Annotated in this window: 22 protein-coding genes; 8 read left to right on the top strand and 14 right to left on the bottom strand. The window is 61.4% G+C overall.

Annotated features, from left to right (window positions below):
• Nucleotides 1-146: 146 nt before the first annotated feature.
• The 5 genes from LGH74_RS22100 to LGH74_RS22080 all read left to right on the top strand — a co-directional run bounded on the left by LGH74_RS22100 (nt 147) and on the right by LGH74_RS22080 (nt 6459).
• Entirely contained in the window at nt 147-2399 is a 2253-nt protein-coding gene (locus tag LGH74_RS22100; RefSeq protein ID WP_348533004.1) for a TonB-dependent receptor, read from the top strand.
• Nucleotides 2400-2421: 22 nt separating this feature from the next.
• A complete protein-coding gene (locus tag LGH74_RS22095; protein ID WP_226179850.1) occupies nt 2422-3105 on the top strand; it encodes a response regulator transcription factor in 684 nt (227 codons plus the stop codon).
• A complete protein-coding gene (locus LGH74_RS22090) occupies nt 3102-4349 on the top strand; it encodes a sensor histidine kinase (RefSeq protein WP_226179848.1) in 1248 nt (415 codons plus the stop codon). Before LGH74_RS22095 ends, LGH74_RS22090 begins: the two co-directional genes overlap by 4 nt.
• A 132-nt stretch (nt 4350-4481) precedes the next feature.
• Complete coding sequence (locus tag LGH74_RS22085; protein ID WP_226179846.1) at nt 4482-5159, top strand: response regulator transcription factor; 678 nt, start codon at nt 4482-4484, stop codon at nt 5157-5159.
• A gap of 25 nt (nt 5160-5184) precedes the next feature.
• Entirely contained in the window at nt 5185-6459 is a 1275-nt protein-coding gene (locus LGH74_RS22080; RefSeq protein ID WP_226179844.1) for a sensor histidine kinase, read from the top strand.
• A 2121-nt stretch (nt 6460-8580) separates the two neighbouring features.
• Here the strand turns inward: LGH74_RS22080 and LGH74_RS24965 are convergent.
• Nucleotides 8581-8715 carry a hypothetical protein gene (locus LGH74_RS24965; protein ID WP_262904741.1) on the bottom strand — a complete coding sequence of 45 codons (135 nt, stop codon included), beginning with the start codon at nt 8713-8715 and terminating at the stop codon, nt 8581-8583.
• A gap of 7 nt (nt 8716-8722) precedes the next feature.
• Nucleotides 8723-8884 (bottom strand): hypothetical protein, encoded by a 162-nt coding sequence (locus LGH74_RS22075; protein ID WP_226179842.1) that lies wholly within the window; start codon nt 8882-8884, stop codon nt 8723-8725.
• Between LGH74_RS22075 and LGH74_RS22070 the strand changes: the two genes are divergently transcribed.
• Nucleotides 8885-9160, top strand: a complete 276-nt coding sequence (locus tag LGH74_RS22070) for a GNAT family N-acetyltransferase (protein WP_226179839.1) — start codon at nt 8885-8887, stop codon at nt 9158-9160.
• 69 nt (nt 9161-9229) lie between these two features.
• On the opposite strand, the gene LGH74_RS22065 is transcribed toward LGH74_RS22070, so the two are convergent.
• Complete coding sequence (locus tag LGH74_RS22065) at nt 9230-9478, bottom strand: hypothetical protein (protein WP_226179837.1); 249 nt, start codon at nt 9476-9478, stop codon at nt 9230-9232.
• Between the two features lie 241 nt (nt 9479-9719).
• Between LGH74_RS22065 and LGH74_RS22060 the strand changes: the two genes are divergently transcribed.
• Nucleotides 9720-10397 carry an AAA family ATPase gene (locus LGH74_RS22060; protein WP_226179835.1) on the top strand — a complete coding sequence of 226 codons (678 nt, stop codon included), beginning with the start codon at nt 9720-9722 and terminating at the stop codon, nt 10395-10397.
• A 51-nt stretch (nt 10398-10448) separates the two neighbouring features.
• Nucleotides 10449-10754 (top strand): hypothetical protein, encoded by a 306-nt coding sequence (locus tag LGH74_RS22055; protein ID WP_226179833.1) that lies wholly within the window; start codon nt 10449-10451, stop codon nt 10752-10754.
• A 163-nt stretch (nt 10755-10917) separates the two neighbouring features.
• Here LGH74_RS22055 and LGH74_RS22050 read toward each other — a convergent pair whose 3' ends face one another.
• The 11 genes from LGH74_RS22050 to LGH74_RS22000 form a co-directional block, all read right to left on the bottom strand.
• Nucleotides 10918-12177 carry an MFS transporter gene (locus tag LGH74_RS22050; protein WP_226179831.1) on the bottom strand — a complete coding sequence of 420 codons (1260 nt, stop codon included), beginning with the start codon at nt 12175-12177 and terminating at the stop codon, nt 10918-10920.
• A 13-nt stretch (nt 12178-12190) separates the two neighbouring features.
• Nucleotides 12191-13297 (bottom strand): MBL fold metallo-hydrolase, encoded by a 1107-nt coding sequence (locus LGH74_RS22045; RefSeq protein WP_226179829.1) that lies wholly within the window; start codon nt 13295-13297, stop codon nt 12191-12193.
• Nucleotides 13298-13309: 12 nt separating this feature from the next.
• Nucleotides 13310-13972 (bottom strand): ArsR/SmtB family transcription factor, encoded by a 663-nt coding sequence (locus LGH74_RS22040; RefSeq protein ID WP_226179827.1) that lies wholly within the window; start codon nt 13970-13972, stop codon nt 13310-13312.
• A gap of 129 nt (nt 13973-14101) precedes the next feature.
• Nucleotides 14102-15544 (bottom strand): OprD family porin, encoded by a 1443-nt coding sequence (locus LGH74_RS22035; protein ID WP_226179825.1) that lies wholly within the window; start codon nt 15542-15544, stop codon nt 14102-14104.
• 36 nt (nt 15545-15580) lie between these two features.
• Nucleotides 15581-15991, bottom strand: coding sequence for a DUF6691 family protein (locus tag LGH74_RS22030; RefSeq protein ID WP_226179823.1), 411 nt, complete (start codon nt 15989-15991; stop codon nt 15581-15583).
• Nucleotides 15992-16003: 12 nt separating this feature from the next.
• Nucleotides 16004-16564: a YeeE/YedE family protein gene (locus LGH74_RS22025; protein WP_226179821.1), complete on the bottom strand. Its 561-nt coding sequence runs from the start codon at nt 16562-16564 to the stop codon at nt 16004-16006.
• 43 nt (nt 16565-16607) lie between these two features.
• Nucleotides 16608-16982 carry a rhodanese-like domain-containing protein gene (locus tag LGH74_RS22020; RefSeq protein ID WP_226179819.1) on the bottom strand — a complete coding sequence of 125 codons (375 nt, stop codon included), beginning with the start codon at nt 16980-16982 and terminating at the stop codon, nt 16608-16610.
• A gap of 69 nt (nt 16983-17051) precedes the next feature.
• The gene (locus tag LGH74_RS22015; protein ID WP_226179817.1) at nt 17052-18407 is read right to left on the bottom strand and encodes an MBL fold metallo-hydrolase; all 1356 of its coding nucleotides are present in this window, start codon (nt 18405-18407) and stop codon (nt 17052-17054) included.
• A 69-nt stretch (nt 18408-18476) separates the two neighbouring features.
• Entirely contained in the window at nt 18477-19292 is an 816-nt protein-coding gene (locus LGH74_RS22010; protein WP_226179815.1) for a sulfite exporter TauE/SafE family protein, read from the bottom strand.
• A 70-nt stretch (nt 19293-19362) separates the two neighbouring features.
• Entirely contained in the window at nt 19363-19683 is a 321-nt protein-coding gene (locus LGH74_RS22005; RefSeq protein ID WP_226179813.1) for an ArsR/SmtB family transcription factor, read from the bottom strand.
• Between the two features lie 278 nt (nt 19684-19961).
• Nucleotides 19962-20432, bottom strand: coding sequence for a ZIP family metal transporter (locus tag LGH74_RS22000; protein WP_226179811.1), 471 nt, complete (start codon nt 20430-20432; stop codon nt 19962-19964).
• Nucleotides 20433-20445: the final 13 nt, after the last annotated feature.

The following is a 20445-nucleotide window of genomic DNA, read 5'->3' as shown; positions in this document are numbered from 1 at the left end:
AACGGGCCAAAGCAACTGCTCAATTCTGGAGAAATACTGGATGACAACCCCTTGGGGCTGACTTCAGATTTGCGTCAACATTGCTGGTAAAGTTTGCTGCCTGTCTCGCCCCTGATGGTTGGGCAGGACACTTCCAATTTCTGCTAATGCGTTTTTGCCACTTACTTTATCTACTCGCGGGCTGCTCACTGTCTGGCATTCATCCCGGTATGGCCCAGGTTCAAACTCCCACCCCTGAGTCACAGGCGCAAGCACGGTCAGCCCGGAGCACCCTGGCCGTGAGTGTGCTTGACAGCCTGACACAAGCGCCCGTCCCCGGGGCGAGCGTGGGCATACCAGGCACTTCACTCGGCACCCAGACTAACGCCATGGGAGTGGGCATGCTAGCGCCTGGGCCGCGCTCCGGAACGGTACTCGTCGTGTCGGCGATGGGCTACCGGATGCGGCGGGTTCGGGTTAGCGAAGGGGCCGGGCTGCGGGTTTACCTGGCGCCCACGACCGAGGAGCTGGAGGAAGTGGTGGTGACGGCCACGCGCACCAACTCGCGCATTGCAGACCTGCCCAGCAGAGTAGAAGTGCTGGGCACGGAAGAAATGGCCGAGGAAAGCGGCATTAAGCCCGGCAACATTGCCTCCCTGCTGGGGGATTTAGCCGGCACCCAGATTCAGCCCACTTCCCCCACCACCGGCAACGCCGACGTGCGGATTCAGGGCCTGCCGGGCCGGTACGCGCAGATTCTGCGCGACGGTCTGCCCCTGCTCGGCGCCTATGCCGGCGGCTTCGGCATCCTGCAGATTCCGCCCCTGGACTTACGCCAGATTGAGCTGGTGAAGGGCTCCTCCTCGACGCTCTACGGCGGCGGGGCTATTGCCGGGCTGGTGAACCTGGTCAGCAAAACCCCGGTGTACGGCGTGCCTGAATACAGTATTACGGCTAACCAGAGCACGCTGCGGGAAACGAACCTCAATGGTTTTGCCGCGGCCCGGGGCCAGCGCCTGGGCTATACCCTCTACCTGGGCGGCACCCGCCAGAGGGAAGTGGACGTGGACGGCGACGGCTTCGCCGACCTGCCTCGGCTGGGCAACGTGACGGTGCACCCGCGCTTGTTCTGTTATCCTTCCCCCACGACCCAGCTGGCCGTGGGCTACACCGGCACGGCCGAAAGCCGGCGCGGCGGCCATGTGGGCACCCTGCGCGACGAGGTGCCCGATGCTGACCGGGCTTACACCGTTACCAACCTGGTGCAGCGCCATACCGCCGACGTGGTGTACACCCTGGACAGCTTGGCGGAGGGCCGCCTAACCTTGAAAGGCACGGTGAGCGGCTACAGCCGGCGGGTGAGAACCCGCGTGAATGGCTTTGATGCCCGGCAGATAACTTATTTCGCCGAGGCCAGTTATTTGCACGCACTCGGAAAGCAGCATACCCTGGTCGGCGGCCTCAACTTAACCGGCGAAGCCCTGCGGCCTGACGCCGGCAGCCCCACACCCCTGCTCAACCGCTACACCTATGCCACTGTGGGGGCCTTCGTTCAGGATGACTGGCGGACGGCCCGGTTCCTGACGGTACAAACGGGCCTGCGTCTGGACCACCACAACCGCTATGGTAACTTCCTGCTGCCCCGGCTGGCGCTGCTTTTCACCGTGAGCCCCGCCGTATCTGCCCGCCTGAACGGAGGCTGGGGCTACCGCGTACCCTCGCCCTACGTCAACGAGCAGGACGAGCGGCAGTACGACCGGATTCTGCCCCTAGCCGGCGTGAGCGCCGAGCGTTCCACTGGGCTGAGCGGGGATGTCAACTACGCCCGCACCTTCCCCGGCGATGACGGCGAAAACATCATTCTTAGCATCAACCAGTCGTTTTATTACACCCAAATTGACCAACCGCTGGTGTTGGACCCCGAACCGGATGGACCACTGCAGCCCTTGCGCTGGCGCAACGAGAGCCGCCCCGTGGTCAGCCAGGGCCTGGAAACGTACGTGCGGCTGCGCGAAGACGAAAACGAGCTCTACCTGGGCTACAGCTTCACCGACTCCCGGCGCACGTATGACCCGCTCAACCCGCGGCTGGCCTTGTCGGCCCGCCACAAGTTCGCAGCGGTCGGGCTGCTGGAACTGGTCACGCACTGGGCAGTGGGGGTAGAGGCCTCGTACACTGGCCGCCAGTACCTCTCGGACGGCAGTCCCACGCCGGGCTACCCCATCGTGGCCGGGCTGGTGCGCTACCGCTCGGGCCCGTGGACGGTAGTGCTCAACGGCGAAAACCTGCTCGACTACCGGCAGACGCGCCGGGAACCGGTAGTGCACGGCGACCTCCGCAACCCAGATTTTCGGGAGCTGTGGGCGCCGGTGGAGGGCCGGGTGGTGAACCTGTCGGTGAACTGGCGCCTGGTGCGCTAAAGCCGTAGCTTAGGCCCCACCTATGAAAGTGCTTATAGTAGAAGATGAACCTGCCTTGCGCGCGGCCCTGGTCGAGTACCTCACGCAGGACGGCTTTCGCTGCGAGCAGGCCGCAGGCTATGCCGCCGCACACGAGAAAGTCAAGCTCTACGAGTACGACGCCGTGCTCCTGGACCTGACCCTGCCCGACGGCCGGGGCCTGGACCTGCTGCGCACCCTCAAGGCTGACCGCTCGGCGGCCGGGGTGCTCATCCTGACGGCGCGCGACGCGCTGGCCGACAAGCTGGCGGGCCTGGAGCTAGGAGCCGACGACTATTTAACCAAGCCCTTTCACCTGGCCGAAGTAAGCGCCCGGCTGCGGGCCGTGCTGCGCCGCCGGCACTTCGAGGGCCAGCCAAAGGTGGAGTTTGCGGGCATCGTGGTAGACCTGGCGACCACGGCCGTGACCGTGCACGGACAGCCCGTAATTCTCACCCGCAAGCAGTACGAACTGCTGCTGTACTTCCTGGCGCACCCCGGCCGGGTGCTCACCAAGGAGGCCCTGGCCGAGCACGCCTGGGGCGACGGCGTGGACGCGGTGGACTCATTTGACTTTATCTACACCCACCTCAAAAACCTGCGGCAGAAACTGCAGGAGGCTGGCGGCGGGCAGTACCTGCGTACGGTGTACGGGCTGGGCTACCAACTTCTCGACCCGGACGCGTGAAACTGCTCACCCAGCAAAACCGCTTTTACCTGGTCGGTACCCTACTGCTCTTCGCCCTAGGCAGCGTGGGGCTGTACGCCGTGCTGGGCTATGAATTTCGGCACGAAGTAGACCAAGACCTGCGCGCGGAGGCCCGCCTGCTCACGGCTCGGCTACGCGCCGGCCAGACCGTCGCCGACGCCGACGGCCTGCCCACCTCGCCGACGCTGAGTGCCCACCCCGGACTGTCGGGACTGCGCGACACGCTCCTTGTAAATCCCTACGACTCCGCCCACCCCCTGGCCCCGTACCGCGCCCTCACCGTGCGGGTCATCACGGCCGCAGGTCCGCGCTGGCTCACGGTGCGCCGCTCGCTGCTGGAGGCGGAAGACGCCCGGGAAATCACGCTGGGAGTCATGTTGCCGCTCATGGGCGGGTTGCTTGTAGCGCTGCTTGGGCTCAACCGCTGGCTGAGCCGCCGGGTGTGGCGTCCCCTAAATCAGACCGTGGCGCAGCTTCGCGACTACGACGGGCATCGGCCCCTGGCACTGGCCCCCACCGACATCGACGAGTTTGCCATCCTTCACCGCACGCTGGAGGAGATGAGCCAGCGGCTAGGCCATGAATACGAGGCGCTGCGCGAGTTCACCGAAAACGCCGCCCACGAAACCCGGACGCCCCTGGCCATTCTGCAAGCCCGGCTGGAGCAACTCGTGCAGGTGCCCGGTCTGCCCCTGCCGGCGCGGCCCTTGCTGGTGGACGCGCTGGGCGGCGTCAGCCGGCTTCTGCGCCTCTACCAGGGCCTGACGCTGCTGAGCAAAATCGAGAATGGGCAGTTTGCCGGGCAGCAGCTCGTCGACCTGGGGGCGCTGGTCGTCGCCCGGTTCACCCAGCTAGAAGAAGTTATTGCGGACAAGCAACTGCAGGTGAATGCCCCCTCGGCAGCGCTGTGGGTGAGCATGCACCCGGCTCTGGCTGAGTCGTTGGTGCACAACCTGCTCAACAACGCCGTGCGCCACGGCCTGCCCGGCGGGCAGGTAGCTGTAATGATTTCGGAGCGAAAATTAGTGGTGAGCAACACGGGCATGGTTCCCGAGGCCGCACCCGAGCTATTCTTTCAGCGCTTTCGCAAGAATGACGCCGCCTCTGCCTCACCCGGCCTGGGGCTGAGCATCGTGCAGCAGATTGCCCGGCTGTACGGCTTTGATGTTAGCTACATCTTTGAATCTGCTGCCAGCCTGCACGTGCTTACGGTAAAGGTATAGGCAGGCTTGCCGAAGATGGTTCGCTGTCACGGCGCACCTGCTTTGAAGTCTAGGAGTTTGAGGTAATTTGACAGAATGTCTCCAGAATTGGCTCCTTCCTTCGTACTACCTCCAGCTCACCCCAACTCCCCCATGAAACTGCTCCTGGTCGAAGACGAAGCCTCCCTGCGCCGCACCCTGGTCGACGCCCTGCGCCAAGGCGGCTACGTGGTGGAGGTGGCCGCCGATTTTGCGCAGGCCTATGAGAAAATCAAGCTCTACCAGTACGATGCCGTGCTGGTGGATTTGACCCTGCCCGATGGCGACGGCTTGGACTTGGTGCGGGCGCTAAAGTCCGACGGCTCCGCGGCTGGGGTGCTGGTGATTACCGCGCGCGACGGCCTCGACGACCGAGTCCAAGGGCTCGACTTGGGCGCTGACGATTACCTGGTTAAACCCTTCCACCTTTCTGAGCTCAATGCCCGCCTCCGGGCTCTGCTACGGCGGCGGCAGTTTGGGGGCCAGCACCACATTGTGTTTCGCGACCTGTTGGTGTGGCCCGAGCAAAAGGAGGTGCTGGTCAAGGGCGAACCGCTGATTCTTACCCGCAAGGAGTACGACCTGCTGCTTTACCTACTGGCCAACCCGGGCCGGGTGCTAACTAAAGAAGCGGTGGCCGAACACCTGTGTGGCGACCAGGTGGACGCGGCCGACTCGTTTGACTTCATCTACTCCCACATGAAGAACCTACGCAAGAAGTTGCAGGAAAAGGGTGCCGATGACTACATCCGTACCCTGTACGGCGTGGGTTACAAGCTCAGCACCGATTAAGCTTAGCCCGTTCTCGCTCCCATCCATGAAGCTGCTGGCCACCACTACCCGTTACTACTTGCTGCTCACCGCCGGGCTTTTCATGGTGGCCAGTGTGTTGCTGTACCTCGGCCTGGACTGGGCATTGCGCAGCGAAGTAGAGGAGCAACTCGTGAATCGCGAGCTGTACCTGCGTGCCCTCGTGGCGCGGGGGCGGCCCCTGCCGGCTACGCCCTTTGCCTACCAGCTCGACCGCCGCCCACGCCCGCGGGCACTCGGATTTAGCGACACGCTCCTGCTGGACCCTTTGGAACAGGAAATGGTGCCTTACCGCGAGCTGACCTTCCAGTTGCGGCCCGGAGACCCGGCTGGGGCCCTGGAATGGATAACATTGCGCAAGTCCCTGGTGGAAACGGAGGATGTGCTGGGCGTGGTATTGGGCGTCATGCTGGGTGTGCTGGCCCTGCTGCTGGCTGGCGTAGTGACGCTCAACCGCTGGCTGGCCCGTCGGGTCTGGAAGCCATTTCAGCACACGCTGGCGGCGCTGCGCGCGTACGACCTCCACCGGCATCAACCCCTGGGGCTGCCCACGCCCGCCATTGAGGAATTTGCCGAGCTGAACCAAGCCCTGAACCAACTCAGCCAGCGGCTGGTAGCCGACTATGAAAGTCTGCGCGAGTTCACGGAAAACGCGGCCCATGAAACCCAAACGCCGCTGGCCATTATTCAGGCCAAGCTGGAGCAGTTGCTACAGGCCCCGGTGCTGCAGGAGGACGAGCAACTGACTACCCTGCTCAGCGACGCATTGGGTGGTACCCAGCGCCTCTCACGCCTGCACCAGTCCCTGACCTTGCTCACCCGCCTCGAAAATCACCAGTTCGCTCCCACCCAGGCCGTGCCGGTTTACCTGGATCAGGTCTTACGCGACCGGGTGGCGCTGCTGGAGCCGCTGCTCGAAGCCCGCCAGCTGACACTCACCCTGCACGCAGACCTGCCGCTGCCGCCGCTCACCCTGCACCCGGGCCTGGCCGATTCGCTGCTGCAGAACCTGCTCCACAACGCCATCAAGCACAATCACCCCGGCGGCCGGGTAGACGTGCTGCTCAACCGCCGCATGTTGGAAATCAGCAATACGGGGCCAGCCTTATCGGTAGATCCGGCACAGTTTTTCGAGCGGTTCCGCAAGCACAATGCTGCCTCCGACTCACCGGGGCTGGGCTTGAGCATTGCCCAGCACATCTGCTCTTATTACGGCTTTGGCATCGAGTACGCCTACGCGCAAGCAGGCACCCGCCACACCCTACGCGTGCAGTTTTGCTGAGTATACGGTCGTAGATCAGCCACGTAGATTGTGTTTTCTGACGGTCAACTTTCTCCCTAGCAGCTACTGCCTGTATTCTTAGCGGGAATTTCTGTTCCTACTCTAGTGCTACCCCTATTGCTACGTCTGCCAGCCAGGCTTCCGTCAATTCATCTTCGCTACGCGCACCTAATCTTCAATGACCAATAACTTCACGCACTGAACGCTCAATTCGATAATGGTGACAACGCAGTGTAGCTCCGAACCGGGTAAAAACACGGGGCTTTTCTGCATACTGACCCACCTTCCCAACAAGAGCCTTCGCCGCAGGGATGCTGTTAATGTTTTTTAATGTGAGGTTCATTCTATGCTAATCCGGATTCTTTTCTTGTAGGAATCTGCTCGCGCAGACTAGTATATAGTCTTCTTTACGTTCCCGCCTATCCAGCAACCACACGTCTTGTCTTATGCTCCTGGCTGCATTTACTTTCCTGCCCAGTGCCATTCAGGCCCAGATAACAACGGTTCTCCATGCTGAACTCGTCCAGCACGGGATACCGATTAAAACCTGCTCGAAACAGGCCTGTGAAACGCTGCTTACCAGCATCAACCCGGTGATGACCTGGTCCTCCACTGAGAACAGTCTGATTTTATCTACCCCGGAGTGGGAGCGGCTCTTATTACTGGCACAACAGCGGCACTGCCTTACCTGTGCATCTCCCAATTAAAGTGGCCTTGTGCCACCGTGTATAGCAAGGAAAGAGTCTCAAGCTGTATTAAGCACGGATTGATCGGACACGTGACTTTTGTAAACTCCTGGTAGTATGACAGATTACCGTTCACCACTCGGGTACTTTCTACTGGGGCTTGCGCTCTGCGCAAGTGTGTTGCTGGGTAGTCGCTTATTCATAAATCCGGCGCCGGCTGGACTACGGACCTTTAATAGTTGCTATCTGTTAGTTGGCAGTAGCTTTTTGGGCTATGGTGGCGAGCAGGCTCCCTACCTCTCCTGTTTGTTGACTGTGCTCGTTCCCTTGGTCTTGATCAATGTAGTAGGCCGTCAACCTTGCTTTTTTTGGTATGGCCGGCCGACAGTGCACGCGCAACTACTTTTGTATAGGGGGAAGATGTTACCAGCCGCCTTAGATGCCTCCGGGCAGATGCAGGAATCTGTTCAGCACTATCTGGCCTCACACGGCTTCTCGGCTGCTACGGTACCTCAGCATTGGATTCTGGTCCGAGAAGCCCATGGTCGGCTACAGCTGCTGAGACGGTTCCCTGATAAGCGAGCAATCAATGATAGGCGCTCCTTTTGGTCCTTACATGCCAATTGAACCTGCCAGCCGGAGCAGTGGATAAGATCCGTTTACTGCTCCGCTCTCTCATGCGTGGGACGTCATCGAAAGACTCTTATCCCCTATCTTCGCACGGCCCATGAGGGTAGGGAAAGGAAACTTCAGGGTAAGCTCGTCGACACTTGTGCGACGAGCTTTTTCCGGTGGTCCTTCGGCATGCGATCCATTTCGGCAGGCTACCGGCAACCGTCTCCCGCAGCATAAGGTCTGAACCGTACGATCAGGAGGTAGTGACTCAGGATGTTACTCTACAGGCAAAGCGACAGTAGTCGTTGCTTACCTACAGGCTGGCTTTAGGACGGGAGAGCAAGGACCTTCCTTATCGGCTCGTTTTGGTCGACTATACTTGTTTGATTTAGGTATGACGTGGTTGGAATTATTGCTCAGCATGTTACTGCTACTGGCTAGTGGTATCGCTGTAGCTGGGCAGCGGCGCTATTTACTATTAAAACGCAAGCACAAAGCCTTGCAACGGCTCTATGAGCGGGCAGAGCAACAGCTCACTACGTTATGGACCAGTAAAAAACCATAAACACTCTCCGGAAGACAATCTCGAGTAAGCCCCCCGCCTCGAATGCTTGGCGGGTATGCTCCGGCTGCTCCGGGTGACGGCCCATTGAGTACCACCGCTGTCCCTTGCTGGCACAGCGCACGGGCGGCCGATGCCTGACTCGGATCGGGTCACCCAGCGAACGGGCCTGCCCCCCGCAGGGGCTTTCGCCGGACCGGGGATGCCGGTGTGGTCGGCTCCGTACCAGCCGTGCTGGCGGAGGGCAGCGGTTGAGTATCAAACATAGCGATAGACTTTAAACCACTGAAAGGCTTCGGCGATGGCTTTCTCTAATTCGGTTTGGGTCAGGCTCAACTCGGTACGAGCCTTATGCACGCTGAAATAATGACCATTGTTGGCCACGGCTTCCATAGCTGAATTAAGCTGCGTGGGCCAGCCAGTCAGGCGCGCGTACGCCCATCAGGCGGGCCATTAGAGCAAAGGCTTCCCGGTAGCTTAGATTCTGGTGGCCCAGCATGTAGGATTCACCGACTCGCCCCTGCGTCAGGGCATTGACCGTGGCCACGGCCACGTCGCGCATATGGACGTAATTTTTGCCGCCCGCCGGGTAGCCCGGCAGCTGGCCGCGCTAATTGCCGAGTCGGATGTTCAGGGCATGTGGACCCTGCAGGCAGGTATTTTCCTCGAAAACGAGGCCGCGGTGAAGCTGTACGAAGTAGCCGGCTTTCGCCTGGTAGGCCTCCGAGAAAAAATCGGGCAGCTCCAGAGCGTGTGGCCGACACAGTCCTGCTGGAACGCCGCAGCCAGAGTGTCGGCTACGCATAACCTGCCTCTGCCCGGCCGCCGGACAAGCTAGTAGTATTTTCGCAGGTATCAAACCTCACTAGCAGACCGTGACTGGTTGCTGTGATGCGTTTGTGCGTGCTTACCGTAAAGCACCCTGCACATAACGAAGCAGTTCCTCCAAGTCTTTAATTGGGCCCTGGTAATACACGTCGGGCGAGAATAAATCTCCAGTGGCCACTTCCACTAGGTCGGACGCATAAGGCAAATAGACGCGCACGGTTTTGCTACCGGTGAGCAGAACGTAGAGGTCGCCCTGTCCATAGTGGGTTCCTTGGGGCAGGTAATCAGCGTAAACAAAACCCGCGGCCTCCAACTCGTTTCGAGTCATTCGTGTATCGCTAGAGAGGATGAGCTGGTATGTAAGTAGATAGGACGGAATGCCGTCTCTTTACTTGTCTTCCCAGGCGCAAATGTAGGTTCCTGAACCTAATGAAAGTCGTTTTTCAGTAAATCTTAGAATTTCTGTCAATCCAGTAAGCACACTTTTTTGAGATCAACTTGCTTTGGCGTTGTAATACAACTTAGTTTACAACTAGTTTTGCAACTGTATTCGGTTCACTATTGACAACATGATCTACACAGTAGGCGGTATTAAGGGTGGTAGTGGAAAAACTACTGTCGCCACGAATCTAACAGTGTACCTGCTGCGGCAAGGGCGCGATGTGATCCTGATCGATGCCGATGACCAGGAGTCAGCAACGGACTTCACCTCCTTCCGCCACCAGACGCTCGATGGCGACTTAGGGTATACGGCGGTGAAGGTGACCGGCCGGGAGTTAAACGCCCAGGTGCAACGCCTGGCCACCAAGTGCGACGACATCGTCATTGACACGGGTGGACGTGATACGGTAAGCCAACGCTCGGCCTTGACGATATCCCACGTGTACCTGGTACCCTTTGCTCCCCGGTCACTGGATATCTGGACCCTGCGCAAAGTGGAAAATCTGATTGCGGAGGTAACGCCTTTCAACCCGGCGTTGCGTTGCCTGACTTTCATCAATAAGGCAGATGCCCGCGGTACCTATAAGGAGGAGGCTGCTGAGCTGCTTCGTAGTTCGGAGTACCTGCAGTTTCTGGAGACGGCTATGGGTAACCGGATTTCGTTTGGCAATGCCGCTGCCGCTGGTCTAGGCGTGTTGGAACTGAAGCCTGGTGACGAGAAAGCAATAGCAGAAGTCAATGACTTATGTAGTAGTGTAGAGCTGGCTGCAAAAGCAACTAATACGACAAGCAAATCAACAACCTGATTCACAACTAAAATCGCTTGTGCAATTAGAAGTCAATTAGCAACGTAAACCATGAAGAAACCAAAGCTCGGCCTCCCTCCTACTCCCCCTGTGTCACTTGTAAATCCAGCAATGCAGGAGATGATTAACAAGGGAGGATCTGTTCTAGAAGATTCTGCTGCCACCCTGGCCAAGTCAGAACCGGAAGAGGATAAGTTGAAGTCCTTTACCTTTAAGATTTATGAGAGTGAATTGGCGCAGATACGCGCTATTCAGGATAGCCTACCCAAGCGTGACCGCATCTCTATTCACGATTTCGTCGTGTCGGCAGTGAAGGAAAAGATTGAGAAAGAAGCGAAATACAACAACCAAAAGTAGTTGTTGTATTAGTTGTAAATTTAGTTGTTAATTTGCTGGTAAGACCCTTCTGCTGTTGAGTGCCAGTGGTAATATTAAGGTAGGAACCCAAATTCCCGCTAAGCGTCACGGAGCATTTCTTTAAAAGCATTAAAGCGGACTACGAGCAGCGGTTGGCAGCAAGCTATATCCCTATTTGGGATGGCGCGGCTTGGACTGGCTGCATAGTTGCGCAATGCATACGGTACTCAATGACTGCTGCCGAGGCCACGGTAAGCCCGCCAATGGCCCCCAGCGCCGCCGACAGCCCCAGCCAGTCGGCTAGCACCCCGGTGAGCAACGCACCCACAGCGTAGCCCGCGTCGCGCCAGAGCCGGAAGATGCCGATGATGTGCGCCCGCTGCGCCAGCGGTGCATATTCGGCCACGGCCGCCAGGAAGACAGGGTACACCAGGGCCGTGCCCACCCCCAGCAACCCCGCCAGTACTAAAAATGCCGGGTACGAGGAAGCGAACAGCATGGTCAGCAGCACCGCGCCCTGCAGCAGCATGCCCCCGAAGAGCAGAGTCTTTTTGCAGAACCGGTCGGCCAGCGGACCAGTCAGCAACTGGCCCAGGCCCCACACGGCCGGGTACATGGCCGCCACGGTGCCGATTTGCGTGAGTGAAAACCCTTTGCCAGCGAGCAGCAACGGCAGCAGCCCCCAGACCATGCCGTCGTTGAGATTATTGACCAGTCCGGCCTGCGTGACCGAGCCCAGGTTAGGGTGCCGCCAGCTCACGTCCCAGAACGTCAGCGGCGGACCACTCGGGCCGGCGGGTGCCTGCGCCGCCTCCAAGGCCACGTGGTGGCGGGTATCGCGCACGAACAATGAGCCCAGCAGCCCAGCTATGGCCAGCCCGATGCCCAGGTAGAAGGGATAAGGGCGCAGCCCGTATTCGGTGGCCAGCCAGCCCGAGGCGAACGCGGTGGCGGCCACCGCCAGATAGCCGGCCGACTCATTCAGGCCCATGGCCAGTCCCCGCTGTTTGGGTCCTACCAAATCAATCTTCATCACCACCGTACTCGACCAGGCCAGCCCCTGGTTCAGGCCCAGCAGCACGTTCGCGGCAATCACCCAACCCCAGGAGGGCGCCCAGAGCAGCAGCAGCGGCACGGGCAGGCCAAAGAGCCAACCGATGAGCAGCAGGTTTTTGCGGCCCACCCGATTCGCCCAGGCCCCGGCGTAGTAGTTGGCGGCCGCTTTGGTCAGTCCGAAGACGACGATAAAGGAAAGGATTGCTGAGCGCGCCACTAGGTGAAACTCCTGCTCGGCCAGCCGGGGCAGAATGCTGCGCTCCAGGCCGACCATACCGCCCACAAAGGCGTTGATGACAACCAGCAGGGTGAATTGGGGCCAGTTGGCCCGCAAGCCTAATTGGGGCGGAGAGTCAGAGGCAGGCATGGTAAGGCGCGAGTTAGTGAACGGCGCAGCGGTTGGCGCCGGCTTCCAGGTCCAGCGGGGAGTCCTCTGGCATTTCCCCGCTCAGGTTCAGGCGGGAAATGGTCAGGTAGTTCGGGGGCGGGGGCGGAATGCGGTCCAGCACCGTGGCCACCAAGGCCGCCTCGGGCAGCTGCGTCAGGGGCAGCGACTCGCGCAGGGCGCCGATGGTGGTGTGAAGGGGCTGCTGGTTGAAGGCCACCGGCTGGCTGGCGTGGCCCGGCAGCACCAGCGTGTCGGCGGGCAGCTGCAGCAGGCGGCGCACCGACTGATAGAGCTGGCCGGCGCGGGCCGCGGCTTCGGCCGTATTGGCCTTCAGGTCGGGCCGGCCCACGGCATCGGTAAAGAGGGTGTCGCCGGTGAACACCACCCGCTCGTTCAACATGTAGGTCACGCTTTCGGGCGTGTGGCCCGGCGTGGCCAGCACCCGCAGGCGCAAGGTGCCGAGCACCAGCACCGTATCTGCCGTGACGGGCGTGTACGCGAAGGCCAACTCAGGATGCGGGGGTAGCAACAATTCCGCTCCGGTGGCGACGGCCAAAGCCCGTGAGCGGGACAGGTGGTCGGCGTGCAGGTGCGTGTCGAGCACGTAGCGGATGCGCCAGCCCCGCTCGGCCGCCAGCTGCTGGTACACCGCCAGCTCCACCGAGGCATCAATGACGAGGGCTTCGTCCCCGGCGCCGGCCACATAGGAAAGGCAGCCTTTGCCCGTGCGTCGGACCTGCAGCAGCGTGCCGCCGGACAAGGTCGTGGGCACCAGCGCGGTATTCCAGGCCAGTCCCCAGGCTTTCATGCCGCCGGCGAGGGAATACGCGTCGAGGCCCCGGGCCCGCAGCTGCGCCGCGGCCCGTTGGCTCATCTGGCCAGCGGCGCACACGGTCACGACGGGTATGCCCGCCGGTAGCTCGGTGGTGGCCAGGGCATCGGGCACCTTGGCTTTCAGCTGCGCGTACACGTCGGCGTGCACGCTGCCGGGAATGGCCCATTCCTGCCGCTCGGCCAGAAGGCGCACGTCCAGCACGGTCACCGGTTGGCCGGCTTCGAGCCATGCCCGCAGTGTAGCTACTTCAAGGGAGTGATTCATCGGGCAACCCGGTTAGACGGTTTCAACCGGTAACTGGCGGTGCTGCCAGTCGGGAAAGCCCTCTTCCAGGCGCACGGCCGGATAGCCCCGCTGCCGAAGCTGCTGCACGGCCTCGTCGGCGAACACGCAGAAAGGTCCGCGGCAGTAGGCCACAATCAGGCCAGCGCGGGGCAGCTCGCCCAGCCGGTCCAGCAGCTCGTCCAGGGGCATGGACACGGCCCGGGGCAGATGCCCTTGGCGGTATTCTTCCGTCGGCCGCACGTCGAGCAGCACCACGCCTTCACCGTCCAGCTTCACCAGCAGCTCGTCGATGGTGAGCGTTTCGAGCACGTCGCGCTGGGTGCGGAAATCCTGCACCACCCGGGCGATGCTGGCTTGGCGGGTCAGGCCGTAGGTGCGCAGCAACTGCCAGGCGGCGTACACGTCGGGGTTGGCCAGGCGGTAGCGCAGGTAATGGCCGTCGCGGGTGGCGCTGACCAGTTGCACGCCCTTGAGCACCTGCAGGTGCTGGGAAGCGTTGGCGACCGATAGCCCCGTTTCCCGGGCAATGTCTTCGACGGCAAACTCCCCCTGGGCCAACAAATCCACAATTTCCAGTCGGCGGGGGTTGGCCAGGGCTTTGGTTACGTCTGCCAGTTGGCCGTAAACCGCGTCCTTGTATGCTCTTTTTTCCATAATCGATAAGGCTGGCAGCAAAGCTAGTAATCTCATTCAATTATTCAATAAAGTTATTGAATAAACGGGCACGCATTTCTATCGGATAGCGGAACCCTTGGCTTATTGGTGGCAAGCACGGAAAGGTGTTCAGAACCCGTAATCAACTGCTACGGTCAGGTGCTGCAGGTCCATTTTATTCACGGCCCGGTCGGGCCGATAGGCGGCGCGGTCAGCGCCCCACTTGGCCGCGAGCAATGTCCGCACCCGCAACCCGTCCGCCGCGCCGGTGAAGGCGTGAGTCACACTCAGGTTGAGCTGGTGGAAGTCGGGTAGGCTGTACTTGTTAAGCTGGGCCTCCCGTGACAGGTTGTAGTAGCCGTAGCCCGCTTCCAGCCGGGGGCCGTGCGGCTTTTGCCACGCCACGCTGGCGCCCAGTGCGTGCACGTCGCCGGCTCCTTCGATGCGCTCCCGGGGCAGGGTGGTGTAGAAGGGTTCGCGGCCCCATTCGCGGGGAAACAGGTAGCGCCCGTGCGCAGTGAGGCGAGTGTACTGGCTGGAACACTGCCAGGTCCGGTGCTGATACGCTAGGCGTATACTCAGGGCACGGGCTTGCTCATTCAGCTCCAGATACCGCTCGCTGGCCGGTTGGTCCCCGCTCCCAGCGAGGCTGCGCTGCCAGAGCAGCAGACTGCTGGCCGTCCAGGTGCCGGCTGGGCGGAGCAAGGCCACCGTTGTTTCCAGCAAGCTGGTGGCCAGCAGCTGGTCGGCAAAATACTGCCAACCCTGCACCGTGACGCAGTGGCCCCAGGTTCGGCGCACTCCCAGCACGGCCAACCCGTGGGTGGATACGTGGCCCAGGTACTCGGCGCGGCTGCTGTCGGAGGCCACGCCCATAGAGTAGCGGCCCACGGATTCGCCGAGTGAATACCAGCGGTCCGTAGAGCGCGGAGCCACGTGGGTAAGCCAGCCGCCCTGCACCGTGGTGGCGGGGCCGGACCTGGCGACCAGCCACAGGCCCTGCACGAAGTTGGGACTCAGGCGCGAGTCTTGCGCGTTAAGTAGGGGCGTGTCCAGCTGCTGGCGGCTGTAGGTGAGCTGCAAGCCAGGCCGGGGCTGCCAGCGCACCCAGAGCTCCTCCACCTGGTGCAAAATCTCGCGGTGGTGCGGGTGCTCCTGGTCGCAGAGGCTCAGCTCGTAGCGGCTCTCCGGGCGTCCCGGTTCAGCGGCCAGGGCGCTGGAAAACAGGTTTTTCAGGAAGAAGCCTTCCACGGCCACCCGCAGGCCGTGCCAGGCGCGGCTTTCGTAGCGCAGGCCGGCGCCCACGCCCTGGGCATAGTAGTCAGGCGCCGCGCCCCGGTTGCGGGTGGCCATGAAGAGGGTGCGGGCGTGGGCGTTGAATTCGCCCTGGCGCAGGGCCTCGCCCAGCGAGCGGGCCGCCGAATCGGCCTGCTGAGCCTCTTCGGCCCCGTCGGCTACTTCAGCAGTGCCCGGGACCGGGTGGAGGTGCAGGGTATCGGGGGCCACAGTTTGGGCTACACTGAGTTGGGCGCTGGCCAGCAGCGCGGCTCCCAGCAGAAACCAACGAATCATAGGAAACGGAAAGGGGAGCCGGCAGCTAGGCCGCGGCTACATGGGCAGCCGCTCGCGTAGGGCGCTGTAGGTCCAGGTGCCAGCCAGGGCGGCCAGAATGAGCACGGCCGCGCCGGCTACCCCGCTGCCCAGTTGGGCGAACATTGGGCCAGGGCACGCTCCGGTCAGGGCCCAGCCTAGCCCGAAGATGGTGCCTCCGATCCAGGTGCCGTGGGTGTACTTCTTGTCCGCCAGGGTGATTTCCTCGCCGTTCATGGTCTTAAGACGGTTGCGCTTGATGAGCTGAATGGAAATCAGGCCGACCACAATGGCCGAGCCGATGATGCCGTACAGGTGGAAGCTTTGGAAGCGGAACATCTCCTGGATGCGCCACCAGCTCACCACTTCGCTTTTGGTCAGGATGATGCCGAACAACACGCCCAGCACCAGGTATTTCAGGTTTTTCATGGAGCAGAAAGATTAAAACATCAACGGGTAAAACACCCAGGTCATGAGCAGGCCGCCCACGAAAAAGGCGATGACGGCCACCAGCGACACCCACTGCAAGTTGGAAAGGCCCGAGATGGCATGGCCCGAAGTGCAGCCGCCGGCGTAGCGCGTGCCGAAGCCGACAAGGAAGCCGCCGAGCACCAGAAACACCCAGCCTTTCCAGTTCGACAGGTTTTCGAGGGCAAACAGCTCTTTGGGCAGTAGCCCCGAGAAATCGGTCAGGCCCATCTGCGCCTTCAGGTCGCGCACAGTTTCCGGGGAAATGGCGATGGTGTCGGCGTGCCCCATGAGCTGGTAGCCGACGAAGCCACCGATGCCGATGCCGAGGACGAAAAACAGGTTCCAGAGCTCGGCGCGCCAGTTGTAGGTCAGGAAGGGAATGCCGGCGGGCACGCAGGCGGCACACACGTGGCGCAGCGAGGAGCTAATACCCAGGGCTTTGTTGCCGATGAGCAGCAACGCGGGTACGGTCAGCCCGATGAGCGGGCCGGCCACGTACCAGGGCCAGGGCTGGCGAAGTAAATCAAGCATGAAGGTAAGGACTGACGGGAGGTAGTAGGATTCGGAAGGGGGATTAGCGCACCAGCTTTTCCGGCCAATCGAGCACCCCGCCGAGCAGGTTGCTGACTTGGCCGAAGCCGGCCTTGGTGAGCTGGCTGGCCGCCGTGGCCGAGCGGGCTCCGCTGCGGCAGTACACGTAGGTGGACTTGGTCTTGTCCAGGGCAGCCACGCGCCGGGCGAAGTCGGGGCTGGTGACGTCAATGTTCACGGCCCCGGGCAGGTGGCCGGCGGCAAACTCGTCGGGGCGGCGCACGTCCAACAGCACCGCGCCGCGCTCGCGCACAGCGGAGGAAAACTGAGCGGGGGTAAGGTTTTTATACGCGGGCGCAGTGCCCTGAAACAGACCAAACATGGCAAAGAGGGAAAGCAGGAAGGTGGAAATAGACACGATGAAAGCAGGAAATGGACCGGAAGCGCCGCCTGTACAGGGTTGGCCGCGCTTCCGGTGCCGAGGAGTTTAGTGACTAGCCGAAGCCGACTGGAAGGACTTGACAGCCTCACTCAGGTCCAGCACGTCGGTGCCGGGCAGGGCGTCGGCCACGATGCTGGAACCCGCGGCCGAGCGGTAGCCGCCGGCGCAGTGCACCACGACCGGCTTATCGCTTGGGATTTCTCGGGCCCGCTCGCGCAACTCGGGCAGCGGAATGCTCAGCGCGTCGACGAAAATGGGCTCGTCGCGGTGCTCCGCGGCAGAGCGGATGTCCACGATGGTGTACTGCTCCGGGTGCTGGCGGAAAACAGCCACGTCCAGCACGGGCATCGTCGCCTCAGTAGCGGGCGTGCCGACCAGCGCGCCCTTGATGAGCGCTTCGTAGCCGATTTTGGCGGTTTTCTGAATCAGGTCCTCCCCGGTCGCCTCATCGGCAGCAATGAGGTAGAAGGACTCTTCCGGGCCCACGATGGAACCCAGCCAGGTTTCGAACTTGCCGCCCTGCTGGATGTTGATGGCCCCCTGTGCGTGGCCTTTTTTAAACTCGGCTTCGGGGCGGGTGTCGATGATGATGGCCCCGGCTTCCAGGGAGGTGCCGGGCGCCAGGCGCTTCACGTGCTGCACGCTGGGCGCATAAGCGGGGGCGCCGGCCTTGTTTAGGTCCACGTCGTAGCCGAAGTACTTGGGGATGAAGGGCTGGTCAGCCAGCAGCTCTTTGACGAACTCCTCTTCGCTTAGCTCGCGCAGCATGGGGTTGCCGAACTTTTCGTCGGCAATCGTGCTGCTGCTTCCCCCGGCCAGGGCCTTGCCGCAGAGCGAGCCCGCCCCGTGGGCCGGGTACACCAGAACCTTGTTGTCGAGCTTCATGAGCTTGTCGCGTAGCGAGTGGTACATCTGCTTGGCCAGTTCTTCGCGCTTGGCGGTCATATTGCCGGCACTCTCGCGCAGGTCGGGGCGACCCACGTCGCCGATGAAGAGCGTGTCGCCGGTGAACACGGCCTGGTCCTGGCCTTCGCGGCTGAGCACGATGCTCAGCGAGTCGGGCGAGTGGCCGGGCGTATTCAGGGCCCGGAAGGTGAGCTGGCCTACGGTGAACTCCTGGCCCTCGTCGAAGGCCTCGTGGGCATAATCGGCGCCCAGCAGCTTGCTCACCCGAATGACAGCGCCGGTGGCCTGGGCAATTTCCAGGTGGCTGCTCACGAAGTCGGCGTGGGGGTGGGTTTCGATGACGCTCACAATCTGGGCGTCGTGGGCCTTCGCGAAGGCGTAGTAGGGCTGCGGGTCGCGGGCCGGGTCGATGAGGACGATTTCGCGGGCCGACTCGCTGAGGATGGCGTAGGAGAAATGGGCCAGGCCCTTGTCTTCAAACTGTTCGATTTTCATGGGAAAAGCGTTTAGGAAGTGGGGAAAGTCAAGTGAGATGAGCGGATACGTGAAGGCCGGGGAATGAAATCAGGGCGTAAACACCAGCTCGCGCAGCAGGATGAATGTGCCCATGGCCAGAGTAAACCAGCCGAAGGCAGGCTTTAGCTTGGCGCCGGGAATGAAGCGGGCTAGGTAGGTGCCCAGCATGATGCCGCCGAGGGCAAAGGCTAGGAAGCCGGCCAGGAAGGTCCAAGCGATGGGCGTGCCGGCGCTCAAATCGCCGGAAAAGCCAATGAGCGAGTTCAGGGCAATGATGGCCAGCGAGGTGCCCACCGCCAGCTTCATGGGCAGGCGGGCGCCGAGCACCAGGGCCGGAATGATAAGAAAGCCGCCGCCGGCCCCCACAAAGCCCGTAAGCGTGCCCACCACCAGGCCGATGCCCAGAATCAGCGGGTAATTGAACGCGTGTGGATGGTGCAGCTCCTCGTCCAGCACTTCCTCCGCCTGCTTGCTGCGAATCATCGATACCGCCGCGACAACCATCAGCACGGCAAAGGCAACCAGCACGAGCAAATCCTTGGTGAAAACTACGTGGCCTAGGGTAAACAGCTGGTGGGGAATGGCGGGCATGAGCAGCTTGCGCACGGCAAACACGGCCAGCAGCGAAGGAATCAGAAACACCAGCGCCGTTTTCAGCGACACCAGCCCTTTGCGGAAGTAGCCCCAGGCACCCACTACCGAGGTGCTGCCTACCACGAACAGCGAGTAGGCCGTGCTCAGCACCGGGCTCACGCCCATCAGGTACACCAGCACGGGCACGGTGAGGATGGAGCCGCCCCCGCCCATAATGCCGAGGGAGAGACCGATGAAGATTGCCGCGAAGTAGCCGAAGGTGGAAAGCATGCGTGAATGGTTGAACGTATGAATTTATGATAGATTGTTCATGTGTTGAGCCAAAAAAAAGGCGCTATTCCTACAGGAACGTGCACGCGGCCAGGCACTGAATCACGTCAATGACTTCGCGCATTTTCAGGGCGTAGTAGATGTTCTTGCCTTCGCGGTGCGAGCTCAGGATGCCCTTGAGCTTCATGCCCGAGAGGTGGTGCGAGAGCAGGCTTTGCTCCACGTTCAGCTTGTCGCTGATGTCGGTCACCGACAGGCTGTCGTGGCCCGAGAGCAGCTGCACGATGGCGATGCGCGTGGGGTGCGCCGTCGTCTTGAGAATGAACGCCACCTTCTCCATCTTCTCGGTGGTCAGGTTCAGTTCAGCGTCGGGAGCAGCGGGGAGTGTCATAACTGGGTGTAAACTTATGAACAGTTGTTCATTTATACAAGTGTGAGGTTCCGGTTAGTTCCATTGCTTTTATGTTTCCTTTCCCAGGGCCTGGCAAAAACTGCTTTAATACTACCTGGCAGCGGTTGCGGGCTTGTTTTGTTCCGGGCTGCACGCCGCTGGCTGGTCGTGTAGCTGCTTGCGCAGCGCGGCCTCCAGGCTGGCCGCATCGGCGGCCTCGTTGGGCAGGCGCGGCATTTGGATGGTGCGCAGGTAGCGCAGTTCAATAGCGGCCTTGGTTAAAAGTTTGGTACAAAAGTTAAACGGGAGTTGGCGGCCATTATGCTCCGCTTGGCGCTGTGTTCAGTTCCTGTTACAGTGCGACCCGAGTAAGTCCAACCTTTCTTCTGCCGCACTGCCCAACTTCTAGCACTTGCAGTGCAGCCCGTCAGCGTCATGCGCCTTGTGTTAGGGACCCTCAGCGCCCGTAGGCCCAGCATGATAGCCACACCCAGAGCAAAGCCCACGCCTACCTCAATGGGCGCGTGCTGGCGCACGATGTCAGGCAGCAACTCGACGGCTACCACAGAGAAAACCACACCAGCCGCAAAGTGCAGAATGGCGCTGCGCAGCTTGGGCCCCGGCGGCTTAAGCACCGCTATGGCTGCCCCCGCAACCATAACGGCGGCGGGCAACAGCGAAAAGTGCAGTATCGTCGACCAGGCGGGCGAGCCGGCCGGCGCGACGGAGAAGAGCACAGGAGAGCGCATGGGCAGTTTCGTG

It is taken from the genome of Hymenobacter lucidus (assembly GCF_020447265.1).
Classification (GTDB): domain Bacteria; phylum Bacteroidota; class Bacteroidia; order Cytophagales; family Hymenobacteraceae; genus Hymenobacter; species Hymenobacter lucidus.
Note: the sequence above shows the minus strand (reverse complement) of the source record. Positions and strands in the feature narration are given on the sequence as shown.